Origin of the sequence: Rhodococcoides corynebacterioides (assembly GCF_019834675.1) — a bacterium.
GTDB classification, from domain to species: Bacteria; Actinomycetota; Actinomycetes; order Mycobacteriales; family Mycobacteriaceae; genus Rhodococcoides; species Rhodococcoides corynebacterioides_A.
In genome coordinates, this window is sequence record NZ_JABUBU010000015.1 from 43,936 (window position 1) to 61,765 (window position 17,830).

Genomic DNA, 17,830 nt, shown 5'->3' on the forward strand with positions numbered 1-17,830 from the left:
ATGCGGTGCTGACGAAGGTGGTCCTGCCGCTCCTGCCGTTGACCGAGGCGTTCGAGCTCGGCGTCGCGTGCGAGGTCTTCGGGTTCGACCGGTCCGACGAGGGACTGCCGGTCTACGACTTCTCGTTGATCGCCGCCGTCCCCGAGCCGATCCGCACGCGGTTCGGGTACTCCATCGACGTGCCCTACGACCTCGATCGACTCGACGACGCGGACCTGATCGTCGTGCCCGCGGGTGGCACCGCCACCACCGCGGACGGGTCGTACGTGTGCGGAACCGGCAACGGCTCGGACCTCGGGGACCTCGAGCCGCTCGCCGAGAAACTGCGTGCCGCCGTGGCGCGAGGCACACGGGTCGCGAGCCTGTGCACCGGCGCCTTCGTCCTGGGCGCGGCGGGGCTCCTGGACGGCCGTCGGTGCACCACGCACTGGCGCCACGCGGCGCAGCTGGCCGAGCGCTTCCCCGCCGCGACGGTCGACTCCAACGTCCTCTACGTCCAGGACGACAACGTCTACACCAGCGCGGGCACCGCCGCCGGCATCGACCTCTGCCTGCACATCGTGCGGTCCGCCCAGGGCGCCGCGGTGGCCAACGGCATCGCACGGCGCATGGTGGTGCCGCCGCACCGCGACGGTGGACAGGCGCAGTACGTCGCCGTGCCCGTGCCGGAGTGCGACTCGGACACCCTGGCCCCGCTGATCGACTGGATCGCCGAGAACCTCCGCGAGGACCTCTCCGTCGACGTCCTGGCGGCGCGGGTGTCGATGTCGTCCCGGACCTTCGCGCGCCGGTTCCAGGCGGAGACGGGCACCACCCCGGCGCGCTGGATCAGCGATCAGCGGGTGCTCGAGGCGCAGCGGCTGCTCGAGTCGACCGACCTGTCGGTGGACGCCGTCGCCGACAGCGTCGGCTTCGGTTCCGCGGCGGTCCTGCGGCAGCACTTCCTGCGACTGCGACGCACCACACCGCAGTCCTACCGGCGCACCTTCCGGGCGGTGCCGGTGTCGGTGTGACCGGTGCGCGGGAAGACCGAGGGGACAAGACCGAGGGACGAGACCGGGGGGAAAGACCGTGGGAATGACACCGCCGGTCGGTCTGTTGCACCCCTCGAAGCCCACCGATCCCGACCCCAGCGAGGAGCATCACCAGTGGCTACGCAGACGCTGACCCAGCAGAACTTCGACGAGACCGTGACCGGGAACGACGTGGTTCTCGTCGACTTCTGGGCCGACTGGTGCGGACCGTGCAAGCAGTTCGCTCCCACCTTCGAGAAGTCCTCGGAGAACCACCCGGACGTGGTGTTCGGCAAGGTCGACACCGAGGCCGAGCAAGGTCTGGCGGCGGCGGCCAACATCCGGTCCATTCCGACGTTGATGGCGTTCCGCGAGGGCGTCCTGGTGTTCGCGCAGCCGGGCGCGCTTCCGCAGTCCGCGCTCGAGGACCTGGTCGGCCAGGTCAAGGCGCTGGACATGGACGAGGTGCGCAAGCAGATCGCCGAGCAGCAGGTCGCGGCGGAGTAACGGCGCCATCCAACCCCCGCACGACCGCAGCACGACGGCGCGGAGCCCCCCCGAGGGGTTCCGCGCCGTCGTCGTGTCGGTGCGCGGTCTCAGTGCGCGGCGTCGTCCCAGGTGCGGCCGAAACCGACCGACACCTCCAGCGGAACCGACAGCGTGATCGCGCCGGCCATCTTCTCCCGCACCAGCGCCTCGACCCGCTCGCGTTCGGACTCGACCACCTCGAGCACCAGCTCGTCGTGCACCTGGAGCAGCATCCGTGAGGTGAGCCCGGCCTCGACCAGGCCGCGCTGCACGTCGATCATGGCCACCTTGATGATGTCCGCCGCGGTGCCCTGGATGGGCGCGTTGAGCGCTGCGCGCTCCGCGACCTCGCGGCGCTGACGGTTGTCGCTGGTGAGATCCGGCAGGTAGCGACGACGCCCGTAGAGGGTGGAGGTGTACCCCACCTTGCGGGCGGCCTCGACCACCTCGTGCAGGTAGTCGCGCACCCCACCGAAGCGGGAGAAGTACGCGTCCATCTGCTCCTTGGCCTCGTCGGTGGAGATCTTGAGCTGCTGCGAGAGTCCGTAGGCGCTCAGTCCGTAGGCCAACCCGTAGGACATGGCCTTGACGCGCCGGCGCAGTTCCGGCGTGACCTCGTCGATGGGCACTCCGAAGGCGCGGGATCCCACGAAGCTGTGCAGGTCCTCGCCGGTGTTGAACGCCTCGATCAACCCCTCGTCGCCCGACACGTGCGCCATGATGCGCATCTCGATCTGGCTGTAGTCGGCGGTGAGCACCGAGTCGTATCCCGCACCGACGACGAAACCCTCCCGGATACGTCGGCCGGCGGAGGTCTTGACCGGAATGTTCTGCAGGTTGGGCTCGGTCGAGGACAGCCGACCGGTGGCCGCGATGGTCTGGTTGAACGTGGTGTGGATCCGGCCGTCGGCGCTGACCGTCTTGAGCAACCCGTCGACGGTGACCTTGAGCCGCGTGGCGTCGCGATGATCGAGCAGGTGCCGCAGGAAGGGATGCTCGGTCTTCTCGAACATCGACTGCAGCGCCTCGGCGTCGGTGGTGTACCCCGTCTTGGTGCGCTTGGTCTTGGGCATGTCGAGCTCGTCGAAGAGCACCACCTGCAGCTGCTTCGGCGAACCCAGGTTGATCTGCTTGCCGATCACTGCGTAGGCGGCCTCGGCCGCCGTGGAGACCTCGCCCGCGAACTGGCTCTGCAAGTCGTGGAGGTGATCGAGATCGACCGCGATACCCGTGTTCTCGACCGTCGCCAACACCTCGAGCAAGGGCAGCTCCATGTCCGACAGCAACGGCCGGGACTCGATGTCCGTCAGCTCGGTGTCGAGCGCGTCGGCGAGGTCCGCGACGGCGCGGGCCTTGAGAATCTCGCCCTCGGCGACGGCGGCCTGCGTCTCGTCCGCGTCGTCGAGCAGTGACAGCTGGGACTCGCCGCCGTCCTCCACGCGCAGTTCCCGCTTGAGATAGCGCAACGAGAGGTCGTCGAGCGCGAAGCTGCGCTGACCGGGCCGCACCAGGTACGCGGCCAGCGCGGTGTCGCTGGAGAGCCCCGCGACCGTCCACCCGCGGCCGCGCAGCGCGTGCAGAGCCCACTTGGCCTCGTGGAACGCCTTCGGCCGGTCGGCGTCGGCCAGCCACTGTCCGAGCGCGGCCTCGTCGGCCTCGTCGAGCGCGACCGTCTCCACGTACGCACCCTCGCCGTCCGCGGCGGCGAACGCGAGCGCCGTCGCGTCGCCGTCGAACGGCGATCGCGACCCCACGACGGACAGTCCGGTGCGTCCCTCCGCGGTGTGCGTCTGCAGCCATTCCCCGAGCTCGCCCGGGACGAGCGCCCGGCCGCGCACCTCGAAGCCCTCCTCCGCCTCCGGTTCGGTGGAGGTGAGGGTGGCGAACAGGCGGTCGCGCAGGACGCGGAACTCGAGGTCGTCGAACAGGGCGTGCACCCGCTCCCGGTCCCAGGGCTGCAACTGCAGCTGGTCCGGGGTGTACGGCAGCGGCACGTCGCGCACCATCTCGGTCAGCTGGCGGTTGAGGATCACGCTCGACAGGTTCGCGCGCAGGGCGTCGCCGACCTTGCCGCGCACGGTGTCCACGCCGTCGACCAGCGCGTCGAGGCTGCCGAACTCGGTGATCCACTTGGTCGCGGTCTTCTCCCCCACGCCCGGGATGCCGGGGAGGTTGTCACTCGGGTCGCCGCGCAGTGCCGCGAAGTCCGGGTACTGCTCGGGCGTCAGGCCGTACTTGGTCTTCACCTCCTCCGGGGTGAAGCGCGTGAGGTCCGAGACGCCCTTGCGGGGATAGAGCACGGTCACGTTCTCGTTCACCAGTTGGATCGAGTCGCGGTCGCCCGTCACGACCAGCACGCGGTAACCCGCCTCGACCGCCTGCGTCGTCAGCGTCGCGATGATGTCGTCCGCCTCGTATCCCGGCTCGGCCATCACCGGGATGCCGAGCGCACCGAGGACGTCCTTGGTGATGTCGATCTGCCCGGCGAACTCGTCGGGCGTCTTGATGCGGTTGGCCTTGTACTCCGAGTACATGTCCGCGCGGAACGTCTGCCGCGAGACGTCGAACGCGGCGCCGACGTGGGTCGGACTCTCGTCCCGCAGCAGGTTGATCAGCATCGACGTGAAGCCGTACACCGCGTTGGTGGTCTGCCCGCTGGTGGTGCGGAAGTTCTCGGCCGGCAGGGCGTAGAACGCCCGGTAGGCGACCGAATGGCCGTCGATCAGCATCAGCAGCGGCGGGGCCGCCGCCGTCGACTTCGCGCTCGCGGACGACGGGGCGGACGAGGTGGTGGCAGCGGGACTCACGCGCCTCAGTCTAGGGACGACCACCGACACCCACGGCGCCCCGCACCGAACCCGCGCCGAGCACCCGTCCGCGGCCACCTCGGGGGTGCATCGAAACAAGACCGCAACATCGAAGAAATCGAAGCGGCCCTGTCGGAAACCTCGATCGCTATAGAGTCCGAACCCTTGCAGACAGTCGTCGAATCACCTCGACGCCATTCGATCGTCCGAGAGGACCCCCCGCGTGCCCCCCTCGAGTCCTCGGCGGCCCGGTCCGGCACTGGCTACCGCCACTGTCGTCCGCGCGTTCGTCGTCGTACTCCTGAGCATCGTCGCCGCCGCCACGTTCGCCGGCACGGCCCTCGCTCAGGAACCGACCCCACCACCGGCTCCGGCCCCGACCGCCACGTCGTCCGACACCCCCGGCGCGACACCCGCCGAACCACCCGCCGACGCCGTGAACGTCAGCGGCAGCCTCAACAACGCCGGTGACCGTCTAATCGGCGTCGACGTCGTCGCCGTCGACGCGTCCGGCGCCGAGGTCGCCCGCACGACGTCCGAGACCGGCGGGCGGTGGACGCTCCCGGTCTCCCCCGGCGACTACACGTTCCGCATCGATCCCGAGACCCTGCCGGACGGCGTGTCCGTGCAGGGCGAGGTGCAACGCACCGTCGTCGAGGGCCGCGCGAACACCGTCATCTTCAGCTTCGGCGAGGCGCGCACCGCCACGGTGGTGCCCTTCTACGAGCAGTTCCTGCGCACCACCGTCGACGGACTGCGGTTCGGTCTGGTGATCGCACTCGCCGCGATCGGACTCAGCCTGATCTTCGGCACCACCGGCCTGACCAACTTCGCCCACGGCGAGTTGGTCACCCTCGGCGCCGTCGCGGCCTGGATCTTCAACGTGACGTTCGGCATCCAGTTGATCCCGGCCACGATCCTCGCCGTGATCGTCGGTGTCGCGGTGGGCTGGCTTAACAACGTCGGGCTGTGGAAACCGTTGCGACGGCGCAAGACCGGTCTGATCGGCCAGCTGGTCGTCTCCATCGGCCTCGCCATCGCGCTGCGCTACCTGATCCTCATCTTCTTCTCCGATCGCTCCGAGCCGTTCGCCGACTACCAGGCGCAACAGCAGCGCGAGTGGGGACCGTTCGCCATCACCGACGTCAACCTCGCCTGCATCGTCATCAGCGTCGTGGTGCTCGTCCTCGTCGCCCTCATGCTGCAGAAGACGCGTATCGGCAAGGCCATGCGTGCCGTGGCCGACAACCGCGACCTCGCCGCGTCGTCGGGCATCAACGTCGAGCGCGTCGTCACCTTCGTCTGGTGCATGGGCGGCGGCCTCGCCGCGCTCGGTGGCGTGCTGTTCGGACTCTCCGAGCTCGGCGGCCGCGTCCAGTGGGAGATGGGCTTCAAGCTCCTCCTGCTGATGTTCGCGGGCATCACCCTGGGCGGGCTCGGTACCGCCTACGGGGCTCTGCTCGGGTGCGTGATCGTCGGCCTGCTCGTGCAGTGGTCGACGCTGGTCATCAACCCCGACCTGAAATACATCGGAGGACTGCTCGTCTTGATCGTCATCCTCATCGTCCGGCCGCAAGGCATCCTGGGCTCGCGGCAAAGGATCGGCTGACATGGACATCATCGGAGCTCTCCAGGTCTCCCTGGCCCAACTCGTCGGACCGTCCGCGATCTTCTACGCGCTGCTCGCCATCGGTCTGAACCTGCACTTCGGCTACGCCGGTCTGCTCAACTTCGGTCAGATCGGATTCGCCCTCCTCGGCGGCTACGGCGTCGGCATCATGACCATCACCTACGAGCAGCCGCTCTGGCTGGGCATCATCGTGGGTCTCGCCGCGGCCGGCCTGCTCGCCCTGGTTCTCGGTATCCCGACGCTGCGGCTGCGGGCGGACTACCTCGCCATCGTCACCATCGCCGCGTCGGAGATCCTGCGTCTGGTCTTCCGTTCCACGGCGTCGGACGGGGTCACCGGCTCCACCAACGGCCTGTTCGGCTTCGCCGATCCGTTCACGCGGCTCAGTCCGTTCGACTCGGCCAAGCAGTACGACTTCGCGGGCGTGAAGTTCTACGGCGACGACCTGTGGGCGATGGTGGTCGGCTGGTCGTTGGTCCTGGTGCTCTGCGGGTTCGTCTACCTGCTGACCCACAGCCCGTGGGGACGCGTGCTCAAGGCGGTCCGCGAGGACGAGGACGCCGCCCGCTCGCTGGGCAAGAACGTCTTCGTCTACAAGATGCAGGCGCTGGTCCTCGGCGGCATGATCGGCGGCCTCGGCGGCGTGTTCAACGCGCTGCAGACCAAGTCGATCAACCCCGACTTCTACTCCACGGCGCAGACGTTCTTCGCCTTCGGCGCCCTCATCCTCGGCGGCGCCGCGACGGTCTTCGGACCGGTCGTGGGGGCCATGCTGTTCTGGTTCCTGCTCTCCATTCCCGACGTCCTGCTGCGGCAGGCCGCCGCGGGTCCCGATCCGCTGATCCCCATGACCGAACAGCAGGTCGGCGCCACCCGATTCGTCCTCCTCGGCATCCTCATCGCGGTGCTGATGATCTTCCGCCCGCAGGGACTGCTGGGCAACAAGCGGGAGGTACAGCTCGATGCCAAGTAGTCAGACCGTGGCGGCGCGCAAGCCGCTGAGCGCCGACGCACGCCGGTCGCTGTTCGCCGACGTCGCGAATACCCCCGGTGTGCCGAAACCCGATCCGACCCTGGTGGTCGACGGCGTCTCGCGCACCTTCGGCGGCCTCAAGGCCGTCGACGTCGCCCACCTCGAGATCCAGCGCGGGTGCATCACCGGTCTCATCGGGCCCAACGGCGCCGGCAAGACCACCCTGTTCAACCTGCTGACGGGCTTCGACCGCCCCGACACCGGCACCTGGTCGATGGACGGGAAGTCGTTGGGCCGCATGACACCTCACCAGGTGGCGCGTCACGGCGTGGTGCGCACGTTCCAGCTGACCAAGGCCCTGTCCAAGCTCACGGTGCTCGACAACGTGCGACTCGGGGCCACCGGCCAGAAGGGCGAGCGCATCGTCAACACGCTCGTGCCGTGGACCTGGAAGGCCCAGGAGCGCGAGGTCACCGAGCGGGCCAACGAGCTGCTGGCGCGATTCAAGCTCGACGCCAAGCGCGACGATCTCGCCGGATCGCTGTCCGGCGGCCAGCGCAAGCTGCTGGAGATGGCGCGGGCGCTCATGACCGACCCCGCCGTCGTCATGCTCGACGAGCCCATGGCCGGCGTGAATCCCGCTCTGACGCAGAGCCTTCTGGGGCACATCAAGTCCCTGCGCGACGACGGCATGACGGTGGTCTTCGTCGAACACGACATGGACGTCATCCGCGACATCAGCGACTGGGTCGTCGTGATGGCCCAGGGCAGTGTCATCGCGGAATCGGCGCCGGAGAACCTGGCCGACAACGAGGCCGTCGTCGACGCCTACCTCGGCAGCCACCACGACCAGGCGCTCGAGTTCGACGAGAACGGAAACCCCGTGGGCGCCACCGCCGAACTGGCCGAGGCGCTCGAACAGGCCGAGGCCGAGACCCTCGAGGCGGGCGGCGACCTCTCCGACGCCGAACCGGAGATCGATCTCAACAGGAAGACCACGTCATGACCGATCCCGCTGCCACGCAGCTGACTCCGGCCGAGCACGCGGCCACGCCGGAGGAACACCGTCGGCTGGCCACCGACGCCCTCGTCCGCGCCGACGACCTGGTCGCCGGCTACATCCCGGGCGTGAACATCCTGCGGGAGTGCAACTTCTATCTCAACGACGGCGAGATCGTCGGCATCATCGGCCCCAACGGCGCCGGCAAGTCGACGTTGCTCAAGGCGCTGTTCGGCCTCATCCCCATCCGTAGCGGGTCGGTCACGCTGCGCGGCGACAACATCACTTCCGCCGAGGCGCACGTCCTGGTGACCAAGGGTGTCGGGTACGTCCCGCAGACGCAGAACGTCTTCCCCTCGCTCACCATCGAGGAGAACCTCGAGATGGGGATCTACCTGCGGCCCAAGCAGTTCCAGGAGCGGTTCGACTTCGTCAGCGAACTGTTCCCGCTGCTCGGCGAACGGCGCAAGGTCAAGGCCGGCGCACTGTCCGGCGGTGAGCGTCAGATGGTGGCGATGGGCCGCGCACTGATGATGGACCCGTCGGTGCTGTTGCTCGACGAGCCCTCCGCGGGCCTGTCGCCGATGTTCCAGGACGAGGTGTTCATCCGCTGCAAGAAGATCAACGCGGCGGGCGTGTCCATCATCATGGTCGAGCAGAACGCGCGTCGCTGCCTGCAGATCTGCGACCGCGGTTACGTCCTCGACCAGGGCCGAAACGCCTACACCGACACCGGGACGAACCTCATGACCGACCCCAAGGTCATCGAGCTCTACCTCGGCACCCTCGCGGGGAGCAAGGAGAAGAAGTAGCTCCTCCCGCACACCCCGCACACGAGGAACGGGCCCCGACTCCATGGAGTCGGGGCCCGTTCTCGGGTGGAGCGGGTCAGCCGCCGACGACGATGTAATCCTCGGTGGTCAGCTTGTTGTCCGGCCCGAAGACCAGCTTGCCGTAGGACCCGACGCCCGGCTCGCCGCCGTCGGTGAAGGCGAGCTCACCGGTGACACCGTCGTAGTCGATGTCGGTACCGGCCTGCACCAGCGGCAGGCACTCCTGGAACGACGTGCACTTCTGCCCGTCCTTGGTGACCGCGTTGATGTTGGCCGCGATGTCGGTGCCCGCGGTCGACTTCGCCTGCTCGGCAGCGAGAGCCGAGATCACGACGGCGTCGTAGGACTCACCGGAGTAGTTGAAGTCCACCAGCGCCGGGTTGACGCCCTTCAGACGGTTCTGGAAGTCCGCGCCGACATCGGTGAGCGGCGTGGTGCCCTTCATCGTGTCCAGCAGGCCCGGTCCGACGGACTCGCCGAGCGCGTTGCCCATGTTGCCGTCGACACCGTAGACGGCCGTGCCGTCCGACGGTCCGATGCCGATCTCGTGCATGCGGGTGATGATCTTTGCCGACTCCTCGAAGCCGATGAGCGCCACCGCATCCGGGTCGAAGTTCTTCACCTGGTCGATCTCGGCGTTGAAGGACTGCGCGTTGGGGTCGTAGATGATCGTCTGGATCTGATCGGCCGCGATGCCGGCTTCCTCGAGGTTGGCCTGCGTGTTGCGGGCGAGGCCGGTGCCGTAGGGATCGTTGAGCGCCAGAATGGACACGCGCTGCCCGCCGTCCTCGGCGATCAGCTGCGAGAGTGCCTGTGCCTGCAGCACATCCGTGGGTGCGGTGCGGAAGTACTGGCCCTTGTCCGGGTAGCAGACGAACTGGTCGGACGTGTTGGCCGGCGAGAACTGCACGACACCCGCGCTGGTGATCTTGTCGATCACCTTGAGCGACACCGAGGACGACGCCGCACCGACGATCACGGACACGCCCGCGGCGAGTTCGCGGTCGACGGTGGTGTTGGCGGTGTCGGTGGTGGTGTCACCCGAGTCGCCGGGCACCAACTCGACGGGCTGCCCCAGGACGCCGCCCGCACCGTTGACGTCGTTGACCGCCAACTGCACACCGGCGACTTCCGGCGGTCCGAGGAAGGCGAGGCTGCCGGTCTCCGGCAGCAGCGTGCCGATCTTGAGGGGGGTGGTGACAGGGGTTGCACCGGCGGTGGCCTGCTCGGGTGTGCAGTCCGTGTCCACCGTCTGCTCCGCGGAAGCGGACGCGCCGCCGGAGGCGCTGGTCTCGCCGCCGGAGCTCGAATCGTCGCTCGAAGAACAGCCGAACAGGGCGAGCGACGCGGCGCTCACCACCGCAGCCGTCCGAACGATGGTTCGTTTTGCCATCTGGGGTCTCCTCGAAATTGGGCGCACGGAATCGAAAGCCGTGACGCTCGTGAAGGTGAACTTAGCCCCGAACACGGTGGCGCGACCCGACGATCGGGGCCTGTGACCCTACTGTGACGTGGGCACAGCGAGATTTGACGTCGTCGTAACGCGGCACCGCCCGACGGGGCACCGACGACGTGCCGTGCGGACTGCTCAGGCGGAGTCGGCGGACGGCCCGAGCGTGTCGACGACGACGCCCGCGACAGCCTTCATGGTCGTTCGGCGGTCCATCGCCGCCCGCTGGATCCAGGTGAACGCCTCGGGTTCCGAGAGCGACTGCGACGTCATCAACAGGCCCTTGGCACGATCGATCAACTTGCGCGTGTCGAGACGGTCCTTGAGATCGGCGACCTCGCGCTCCAGCGCGGAGATCTCCGCGAAGCGGCTCGCCGCGAGCTCGACCGCGGGGACCAGGTCGGCCTTGGAGAACGGCTTGATCAGATAGGCCATGGCGCCCGCGTCGCGCGCACGCTCCACCAGTTCGCGCTGACCGAACGCCGTGAGGATCACGACGGGCGCGAGCCGTTCGGCGGCGATCTCGGACGCGGCGTCGATACCGTCGCGGCGCGGCATCTTGATGTCCATGATGACCAGATCCGGCCGCAACTCCCGAGCGAGGTCCACGGCGCGTTGACCGTCGGCCGCCTCGCCCACCACGTCGTAGCCTTCCTCGCGCAGCATCTCCACGAGGTCCAGGCGGATCAGCGACTCGTCCTCCGCCACGACCACCCGACGAGCCGGCGTCTCGGCGCTCATCGCACTCCCCCTCGGGTCCGCCGACCGCCGCGTCGCGCCCGGGCACTGCGAGGGTACCGGTGCGTGTCGACCCGTCTCGATCTTCTACACTCGAACACCGCACCGCCTCCGCGGAGCACATGCCCTCGTATCCCAATTGGCAGAGGAAACGGATTCAAAACCCGTGCAGTGTGAGTTCGAGTCTCACCGAGGGCACCACGATCCACCGTCACTCCAGCGTCCGCACGTCCAGTGAGAACGTGAACCCCGGGTCGCCGTCACGCATCGCGATCCGGATCACGTGACGCCCGGTCGTTCGGCAGCGCAACGTGATCGGGAACGCCACCGCCTGCTGTTCCCCGTTCAGATGTCCGACCACCGGCAGCACCGCGGTGTGCACCGGTTCGTCGCTCACGGTGTCCGACACCGAGACTCGCATCTCCCCCGGCACGCCGATGTCGTCCGGTCCCCGCTGGAGCAGCACCACCAGGTAGGCCTCCAGGCCGTGCGACAGGTCGGGCAGCACACACCAGTCCCACACCGCACCGAGGACGTCGAGCTTGTCGTCGGCCCGGCGGGCGTAGTCGGCCAGGAAGGCTCCTGTCACGATCAAGGTGCAACACCCCTCTCCACGATCCGTCGTTCGAGGTCGGTCAACGCGGCCAGACGGGACCGCACCGCGGCGACGTCCACCCACAGGTGCTCGGCGAGCTCCTCCAGGGATTCGGTGCCGCACCACCGCACGGCGTCGATCAACGCGTGCAGCGGCACCAGCCGGCGTGCCGCGATCTCCTCGACCACCTGTTCTTCGCGCCGACGTTGCCGCGCGTCCCCGACCGGGCGACCCCGCTCGAGGTGCACCAGCTCGTGCGCCAGAGTCGACCGCCGCGCGGCCTGTCCCAGATCTCGGTCCAGCCAGATCCGCCGGTCGACCAACGCCCCGTCGAATCCGGGGGCGAGCGAGTGCCGGGTCACGACCTCGACGGACGGGTCTGCGGCCACGGCCTGCCACGGATCGTAGGAGTGCACGACGCGAGTGTGCCGGGACGGTCCGACACCGACCGACCACCGACCGATCACTGTGCGGGGCGTCGGCCGGCCGTCAGCTCCCGGAGCGACGCGCGGCGTGCAGCTCGCTCACCGGCGGCGGTGCGTCGTCACGGTCGGCGGCGCGGGCCAGGCGTCGACCGATGGCCGTCAGCAGCTCGTCGTCGGTGAGAGCCGCCGCGCTCGCGGCCAGCTCGACCGTCGCGTCGACCTCGTCCGCCTGCAGGTACCCCGCCACCACGAGGGCCTCGACGGGATTGCGGCCGAAGTGTCGCGCCACCGCGATCACGCGATCCGCGCTCGGCGTGTTCTTCCCCAGTTTCCACCGTGACACCGACGCCGGATCCACCCCTGCGGCCCGCGCGATTTCCACCTGTGACGCCTTGTCGGTGACGCGGATCAGGTACTCCCACCACGTCTCCCCACCCCCGGACGACTGACTCATGGCGCGAACACTACTGACACGCACGCAACTCTTCTCGGAGTGTCGACGATTGCCCGAGCGCGATTGCGTGTGTACCTTCCCTGTCGTCGCCGCAACACGTGCGGCACGGCCGACCGTTCGGGGGGATCGTCGATGGCTGTCGTCAAGCTGGACAGAGCAGGGCTCGAGCGTCTGCGTCGCTACGCGGACATCATCACGGACGGCGAACTGGCCGCCCGCATCGGGGTGGATCCGGCCACCGTCTCGCGCATCCTCAGCGGCAAGTGCGCACCGGGAACCAAGTTCATCGCCGGCGTCCTGACCGAGTTCGGATCGGACGCGTTCGGCGAGGTGTTCGTCGTGGCCGACGACGGCGTGGTCAGCGCGCGGGGAAGTGACGGATGAGGCCCTCCTGGACCACCGTCGCCACCAGATCGCCACTGCGGGAGAAGAATCGGCCGGTCGCCAGTCCGCGCGATCCCGCGGCGACGGGCGATTCCGTCGCATAGAGCATCCACTCGTCGAACCGGAACGGCCGGTGGAACCAGATGGAGTGGTTCACGGTCGCGGCCACGATGCGGTCGAAGCCCCAGGACAACCCGTGGGTGGTGATGATCGAATCGAGCACGGTGGTGTCGGACGCGTACCCGAGGGTGGCGACGTGGAGCGACGGATCGTCCGGCAGCGGCCCGTCGGCCTTCATCCAGACCCGGTTGTGGTTCAGCCGCTCACCCGTGGACTTCATGACCCACGCCGGATCGTTGGCGTAACGCATGTCGATGGGCTTGAGCGCCTCGACGAACATCCGCAGCCGGTCCTCGTACCCGTCGAAGTGGTTACCGAGCGGCGGCAACTCCTCGGGGTAGGCGACCTCGGGCACGCTCACGCTGTGCTCGAGGCCCCCGCGGGAGTCCTGATAGGCGGCCAACATGACGAACAGCTCGTCGTCGTCCTGATACGCAGTGACCTGCCGGTTGGCGAACGCCCGCCCGTCGCGATGACGGTCGACGCGGTAGACGATGTCCCGCCCGACGTCACCGCCGCGGATGAAATGGGCGTTGATCGCGTGGACCGGTCGGCCGCCGTCGACCGTGCGGCCGGCCGCCACCAGCGCCTGCCCGATCAACTGGCCGCCGAACGTCCGACTGCCCACCTCCGCCGGGTGACGCCCGACGAACGTGTCGTCGCCGGTCTGCCTCAGATCCAGAATGTCGAGCAGAACGCTCAGGTCACGCGAACGTTCCTGCACGGCAGCGCGGTCCCCACCGCCCGCCGGCTCCCCCCGGTCGACCACTCAGCGGTCCTCTTCTCCGATTCGGTGCACGTGGATCAAGTTGGTGGAGCCTACCGTGCCGGGAGGCGCACCGGCGACGATGACCACCTGGTCACCGCGGTTGTAGCGGTCGAGCTGCAGCAGCGCCTTGTCCACCTCGACGACCATCTCGTCGGTCGTGTCGACGAACGGCACGAGGAAGGTCTCCGTGCCCCACGTCAGGGCGAGCTGGCTGCGCACTTCCGGAATGGAAGTGAAGGCGAGCAGCGGAATGCGGGAGTGCAGGCGCGCCATTCGGCGCACCGTGTCTCCGGACTGCGTGAACGCCACCAGCGCCCGCGCGTCCAGGCGTTCGCCGATGTCGCGCGCCGCGTAGGAGATGACGCCGCGCTTGGTGCGCGGAATGTGGGACAGCTGCGGAACCGCGTCGCCCTCCATCTCGACGGTCTCGACGATCCGCGCCATGGTGCGCACCGTCTCCATCACGAACTTGCCGACGCTGGTCTCGCCGGACAGCATCACCGCGTCCGTGCCGTCGAGCACGGCGTTCGCGACGTCGGAGGCCTCGGCGCGGGTGGGGCGGGAGTTCTCGATCATCGACTCGAGCATCTGCGTCGCGACGATGACGGGCTTGGCGTTGGCGCGGGCGATCTGGATGGCGCGCTTCTGCACCAGCGGCACCTGCTCGAGCGGCAACTCCACACCGAGGTCGCCGCGGGCGACCATCACGGCGTCGAACGCGAGGACGATGGCCTCGAGGTTGTCGACGGCCTCCGGCTTCTCGAGCTTGGCGATCACCGGCACCCGGCGGCCCACGCGGTCCATGACCTCGTGCACCAGTTCGATGTCCGCCGGCGAACGCACGAAGGACAGTGCGATGAAGTCGACGCCGAGCTTCAGCGCGAATTCGAGATCGGCGACGTCCTTCTCGGACATGGCCGGGACCGAGACGTTCATGCCCGGCAGGGACACGCCCTTGTTGTTGCTGACCGGACCGCCCTCGACCACGCGACACACGACGTCGTTGCCCTCGACACCGGTCACCACCAGGCCGACCTTGCCGTCGTCGACCAGCAGACGGTCACCCGGCTGCGCGTCCTGCGCCAGCTCCTTGTAGGTGGTCGAGACGCGATCGTGGGTGCCGACGCACTCCTCGACGGTGATGCGCACCTGCTCGCCGTTGGCCCAGGTGGTCCGCTCGTCCGCGAACCGGCCCAGCCGGATCTTGGGGCCCTGCAGGTCCGCCAGGATGCCGACGGCCTTGCCGGTGGCGTTGGACGCGGCGCGCACGCGCTGGTAGTTCGCCTCGTGATCGGCGTGGTCACCGTGGCTGAAGTTCAGCCGGGCCACGTCCATTCCGCTCTCGACGAGTTCCTTGATCTTCTCGTCGCTGGCGGTGGCAGGTCCCAGGGTGCATACGATCTTCGTCCGTCGGCTCACGCGTCTCAGCCTAGTCCTACCCGGACCCGGTTCTCCATCGCCGCGCGCTCGCTATGTACGGACAAACGAGGCTACCGACGAGTAGTTCATTCCGCCGCTGCGTGCCGTTGGGACAACGGTCCCGATCAGGGCCGCAACAGGCGTCCGTTGCCGTCGCGCGGCGAGCCGGCCAGAACGACGATGCCGTCCACCAGGCACCACACCCAGCCGATGGCGAGCAGGGGCAGGCCGAACACGATGCCGATGATCGTCAGACACAGCAGGACGCCGACGACGAACACCGACAGCTGCGCGATCGCGATCGCGTTGGTTCCCATGTAGAACCGGCCGATACCGAGCGGCAACGCCGCGAGCAGCGGCACCAGCTGCAGCAGGCCGGCCACCACCTTCGACTTCTCGCCGTACGGCTCACCGGTCTGCTGGTGACGGCCGTAGGGGGCGGCCCGATCGACCCAGCCGCCGAACGCGGCGGGGCCGGGATGCTGCGGGAAGGACGGCTGCCCGTACTGCTGGCTCCCGAACTGCTGGGTCCCGTACTGCTGTGTCCCGTACTGCTGGGTCCCGTACTGCTGGGTCCCGTACTGCTGACTGTCGGGGGGCGACGGGTACGACGGATACGCCTCCGACCCCGGGCCCTCGCCGAAGCTGGCGTTGACGTTCCATCCCGGCCCCGATCCGCCCGCCGGCGGCGCGCCGTCGTTGGACGTGGGGTGACCCGCACCGGTCGTCCCGGCGGAGCCGGAACCGGTGGTGCCGGTCGGGTCACCGGGGGCTGCCTTGCGTAGGTCCGGGCGGTACAGGTGGGTGTCCTGCGTCTCGTCCGGTCGGTACCGGTCGTACGGCTCGGTCACGGCTTCTCCTGTGTGGTCGAGGCCTCCGGGGTGGCGACCACGTCGGCCTTCGCGTCCGTGTCGTCCGTGTCGCCGGTGTGGGCCTTGTCGTCCGTCTCGCTCGTCTCGCTCGTGTCGGCGGCGTCCCGGCCCGGACCACGTCCGTCGCGGTCCTTCGTCACCAGCGTCGCCGGATCCTCGCGACCCTTGCGTGCCAACACGACGTACGCGGCGGCGAGCAGGAACACGATGCCGGAGGTGAAGGAGTTGACCCGGATCCCGCCGATCAGCGTCGCGTAGTCGGTCCGCATGAGTTCGATGACGAATCGACCCGCGCAGTACCCGGCGACGTACAGGGCGAACACGCGGCCGTGGCCGAGCCGGAAACGCCGGTCGAGAAGCACCAGCGCCAGCACCACGACCACGTTCCAGAGCAACTCGTAGAGGAACGTCGGGTGCACCACCCGTTCGACGAGTCCGGTCGAGACCCCCGCGAGGGTGTCCACGCGGCCGTTGGCGTCGACTCGCTGGTAGATCTCGAGACCCCACGGCAGGGTGGTCTCCCGGCCGTAGAGCTCCTGGTTGAAGTAGTTCCCGATGCGACCGATGGCCTGCGCCAACAGGATCGGCGGAGCGACCGCGTCGCCGAACGCCGGCAGCGGTATGCCGCGTCGACGACACGCGATCCAGGCGCCGACGCCGCCGAGCAGCACCGCACCCCAGATGCCGAGGCCGCCCTGCCAGATCTTCAGGGCGTCGATCGGGTTGCCGCCCTCGCCGAAGTACGTGGGCGCGTCGGTGATCACGTGGTACAGACGGCCGCCGATCAGACCGAACGGCACCGCCCAGACGGCGACGTCCAGCACGGTCCCCTTGTCGCCGCCGCGGGCGACCCACCGGCGATCGCCCCACACGATGGCGACGACGATGCCGATGATGATGAACAGCGCGTAGGCGCGCAGTGCCAGCGGCCCGACGTACCAGACGCCCTGCGGCGGGCTGGGGATGTAGGCGAGGAACGACGTGGTTCCGGCGGTCATCGGGTCGACTCCGCTGCCGATCGCACGCCGCGGGCGAGTTCCTCGGTCAGCGCGGCCACGGCGCCGGATCCGGCATCCACGGCGGACACCAGTGCGGACCCGACGATCACCGCGTCGGCGTAGGCGGCGATCTCGGCGGCCTGCTCACCCGACCGCACGCCGAGGCCGATGCCGATCGGAATGTCGGAATGCACCCGGATGCGGGCGGCGAGTTCCGGCGCGGCCGACGACACGGCGTCCCGAGCTCCGGTGACGCCCATGGTCGACGCGGCGTAGACGAAGCCCGACGACGACTGCACGGTGCGCGAGAGCCGTTCCTCGGTCGACGACGGGGCGACGAGGAAGATGCGGTCCAGGTGGTGCTCGTCGGAGGCCTGCAGCCAGTCGCCCGCCTCGTCGGGAATGAGGTCAGGGGTGATCATGCCGAGGCCGCCGGCGGACGCGAGGTCGGCGGCGAAGCGGTCGACGCCGTACTTCATGACCGGGTTCCAGTAGGTCATGACCACGGCGCTACCGCCCGCGTCGGCGACGGCTTCGACGACCGTGAAGACGTCACGCACGCGGGCGCCGTTGCTCAGCGCGGTCCCGGCCGCGGCGGCGATGGTGGGTCCGTCCATGACCGGATCGGAGTACGGCACGCCCACCTCGACGATGTCGCATCCGGACTCGACCAGCGCGCGCACCGCGTCCACGGACCCCGCGACCGTCGGGAACCCGGCCGGGAGGTAGCCGACCAGCGCCGCGCGCCCCTCGGCGCGGGTGGCCTCGAAGACGCCGTCCAGCCGGGCCGGTCCCGCGTGCACCGGAATGGGGGTGGGGGTC

19 protein-coding genes and 1 tRNA gene are annotated in these 17,830 nt (G+C 68.9%); 9 read left to right on the forward strand and 11 right to left on the reverse strand.

All coding sequences use genetic code 11. From position 1 onward, the window contains the following. The first annotated feature begins 5 nt into the window (after window positions 1-5). The gene (locus HQ603_RS14135; RefSeq protein ID WP_222685154.1) at window positions 6-1,013 is read left to right on the forward strand and encodes a GlxA family transcriptional regulator; all 1,008 of its coding nucleotides are present in this window, start codon (window positions 6-8) and stop codon (window positions 1,011-1,013) included. A gap of 135 nt (window positions 1,014-1,148) precedes the next feature. Then, window positions 1,149-1,520, forward strand: a complete 372-nt coding sequence (gene trxA / locus HQ603_RS14140; protein WP_222685156.1) for a thioredoxin — start codon at window positions 1,149-1,151, stop codon at window positions 1,518-1,520. 89 nt (window positions 1,521-1,609) lie between these two features. On the opposite strand, the gene polA is transcribed toward trxA, so the two are convergent. Then, a complete protein-coding gene (gene polA / locus HQ603_RS14145) occupies window positions 1,610-4,348 on the reverse strand; it encodes a DNA polymerase I (protein WP_222685158.1) in 2,739 nt (912 codons plus the stop codon). A gap of 223 nt (window positions 4,349-4,571) precedes the next feature. Here polA and HQ603_RS14150 point away from each other — a divergent pair, with 223 nt between their 5' ends. The 4 genes from HQ603_RS14150 to HQ603_RS14165 are packed head-to-tail and all read left to right on the forward strand — an operon-like array spanning window position 4,572 to window position 8,763. Beyond that, window positions 4,572-5,957 carry a branched-chain amino acid ABC transporter permease gene (locus tag HQ603_RS14150; RefSeq protein ID WP_371831057.1) on the forward strand — a complete coding sequence of 462 codons (1,386 nt, stop codon included), beginning with the start codon at window positions 4,572-4,574 and terminating at the stop codon, window positions 5,955-5,957. 1 nt (window position 5,958) lies between these two features. Beyond that, window positions 5,959-6,951 carry a branched-chain amino acid ABC transporter permease gene (locus HQ603_RS14155; protein WP_222685160.1) on the forward strand — a complete coding sequence of 331 codons (993 nt, stop codon included), beginning with the start codon at window positions 5,959-5,961 and terminating at the stop codon, window positions 6,949-6,951. After that, window positions 6,941-7,957, forward strand: a complete 1,017-nt coding sequence (locus HQ603_RS14160) for an ABC transporter ATP-binding protein (RefSeq protein WP_222685161.1) — start codon at window positions 6,941-6,943, stop codon at window positions 7,955-7,957. The genes HQ603_RS14155 and HQ603_RS14160 overlap by 11 nt, the downstream gene beginning before the upstream one ends. Next, a complete protein-coding gene (locus tag HQ603_RS14165) occupies window positions 7,954-8,763 on the forward strand; it encodes an ABC transporter ATP-binding protein (RefSeq protein WP_222685162.1) in 810 nt (269 codons plus the stop codon). Before HQ603_RS14160 ends, HQ603_RS14165 begins: the two co-directional genes overlap by 4 nt. A gap of 76 nt (window positions 8,764-8,839) precedes the next feature. Here the strand turns inward: HQ603_RS14165 and HQ603_RS14170 are convergent, their stop codons facing one another. Then, window positions 8,840-10,144, reverse strand: a complete 1,305-nt coding sequence (locus tag HQ603_RS14170) for an ABC transporter substrate-binding protein (RefSeq protein ID WP_308126540.1) — start codon at window positions 10,142-10,144, stop codon at window positions 8,840-8,842. On the opposite strand from HQ603_RS14170, the gene HQ603_RS19135 reads away from it, so the two are divergent. Continuing rightward, complete coding sequence (locus HQ603_RS19135; RefSeq protein ID WP_308126541.1) at window positions 10,026-10,283, forward strand: hypothetical protein; 258 nt, start codon at window positions 10,026-10,028, stop codon at window positions 10,281-10,283. The two genes, HQ603_RS14170 and HQ603_RS19135, sit on opposite strands and share 119 nt — an antisense overlap. 89 nt (window positions 10,284-10,372) lie before the next feature. Here the strand turns inward: HQ603_RS19135 and HQ603_RS14175 are convergent, their stop codons facing one another. After that, window positions 10,373-10,975, reverse strand: a complete 603-nt coding sequence (locus HQ603_RS14175; RefSeq protein ID WP_222685165.1) for an ANTAR domain-containing response regulator — start codon at window positions 10,973-10,975, stop codon at window positions 10,373-10,375. Window positions 10,976-11,096: 121 nt separating this feature from the next. On the opposite strand from HQ603_RS14175, the gene HQ603_RS14180 reads away from it, so the two are divergent. Next, a tRNA-Leu gene (locus HQ603_RS14180) sits at window positions 11,097-11,173 on the forward strand. 10 nt (window positions 11,174-11,183) lie between these two features. Here the strand turns inward: HQ603_RS14180 and HQ603_RS14185 are convergent. From HQ603_RS14185 to HQ603_RS14195, 3 genes are all read right to left on the reverse strand, one after another. Beyond that, window positions 11,184-11,561 (reverse strand): hypothetical protein, encoded by a 378-nt coding sequence (locus HQ603_RS14185; RefSeq protein WP_222685166.1) that lies wholly within the window; start codon window positions 11,559-11,561, stop codon window positions 11,184-11,186. A gap of 2 nt (window positions 11,562-11,563) precedes the next feature. Further along, the gene (locus tag HQ603_RS14190; protein WP_222685168.1) at window positions 11,564-11,983 is read right to left on the reverse strand and encodes an ImmA/IrrE family metallo-endopeptidase; all 420 of its coding nucleotides are present in this window, start codon (window positions 11,981-11,983) and stop codon (window positions 11,564-11,566) included. 73 nt (window positions 11,984-12,056) lie between these two features. Continuing rightward, on the reverse strand, window positions 12,057-12,446 hold the full coding sequence (locus HQ603_RS14195) for a helix-turn-helix domain-containing protein (protein WP_222685169.1): 390 nt from the start codon (window positions 12,444-12,446) through the stop codon (window positions 12,057-12,059). 132 nt (window positions 12,447-12,578) lie between these two features. Here HQ603_RS14195 and HQ603_RS14200 point away from each other — a divergent pair, with 132 nt between their 5' ends. Then, a complete protein-coding gene (locus tag HQ603_RS14200; RefSeq protein WP_222685171.1) occupies window positions 12,579-12,830 on the forward strand; it encodes a helix-turn-helix domain-containing protein in 252 nt (83 codons plus the stop codon). On the opposite strand, the gene HQ603_RS14205 is transcribed toward HQ603_RS14200, so the two are convergent. From HQ603_RS14205 to trpA, 5 genes are all read right to left on the reverse strand, one after another. Continuing rightward, window positions 12,805-13,674: an acyl-CoA thioesterase gene (locus tag HQ603_RS14205; RefSeq protein WP_222685218.1), complete on the reverse strand. Its 870-nt coding sequence runs from the start codon at window positions 13,672-13,674 to the stop codon at window positions 12,805-12,807. The genes HQ603_RS14200 and HQ603_RS14205 overlap by 26 nt on opposite strands. 45 nt (window positions 13,675-13,719) lie before the next feature. After that, window positions 13,720-15,138, reverse strand: coding sequence for a pyruvate kinase (pyk, locus tag HQ603_RS14210; RefSeq protein WP_222685173.1), 1,419 nt, complete (start codon window positions 15,136-15,138; stop codon window positions 13,720-13,722). Between the two features lie 125 nt (window positions 15,139-15,263). Then, on the reverse strand, window positions 15,264-15,989 hold the full coding sequence (locus tag HQ603_RS14215; protein WP_308126537.1) for a YccF domain-containing protein: 726 nt from the start codon (window positions 15,987-15,989) through the stop codon (window positions 15,264-15,266). Beyond that, window positions 15,986-17,008, reverse strand: a complete 1,023-nt coding sequence (gene lgt / locus HQ603_RS14220; RefSeq protein ID WP_222685175.1) for a prolipoprotein diacylglyceryl transferase — start codon at window positions 17,006-17,008, stop codon at window positions 15,986-15,988. Before lgt ends, HQ603_RS14215 begins: the two co-directional genes overlap by 4 nt. Beyond that, the gene (gene trpA / locus HQ603_RS14225; protein ID WP_222685222.1) at window positions 17,005-17,790 is read right to left on the reverse strand and encodes a tryptophan synthase subunit alpha; all 786 of its coding nucleotides are present in this window, start codon (window positions 17,788-17,790) and stop codon (window positions 17,005-17,007) included. Before trpA ends, lgt begins: the two co-directional genes overlap by 4 nt. Between the last annotated feature and the right edge of the window lie 40 nt (window positions 17,791-17,830).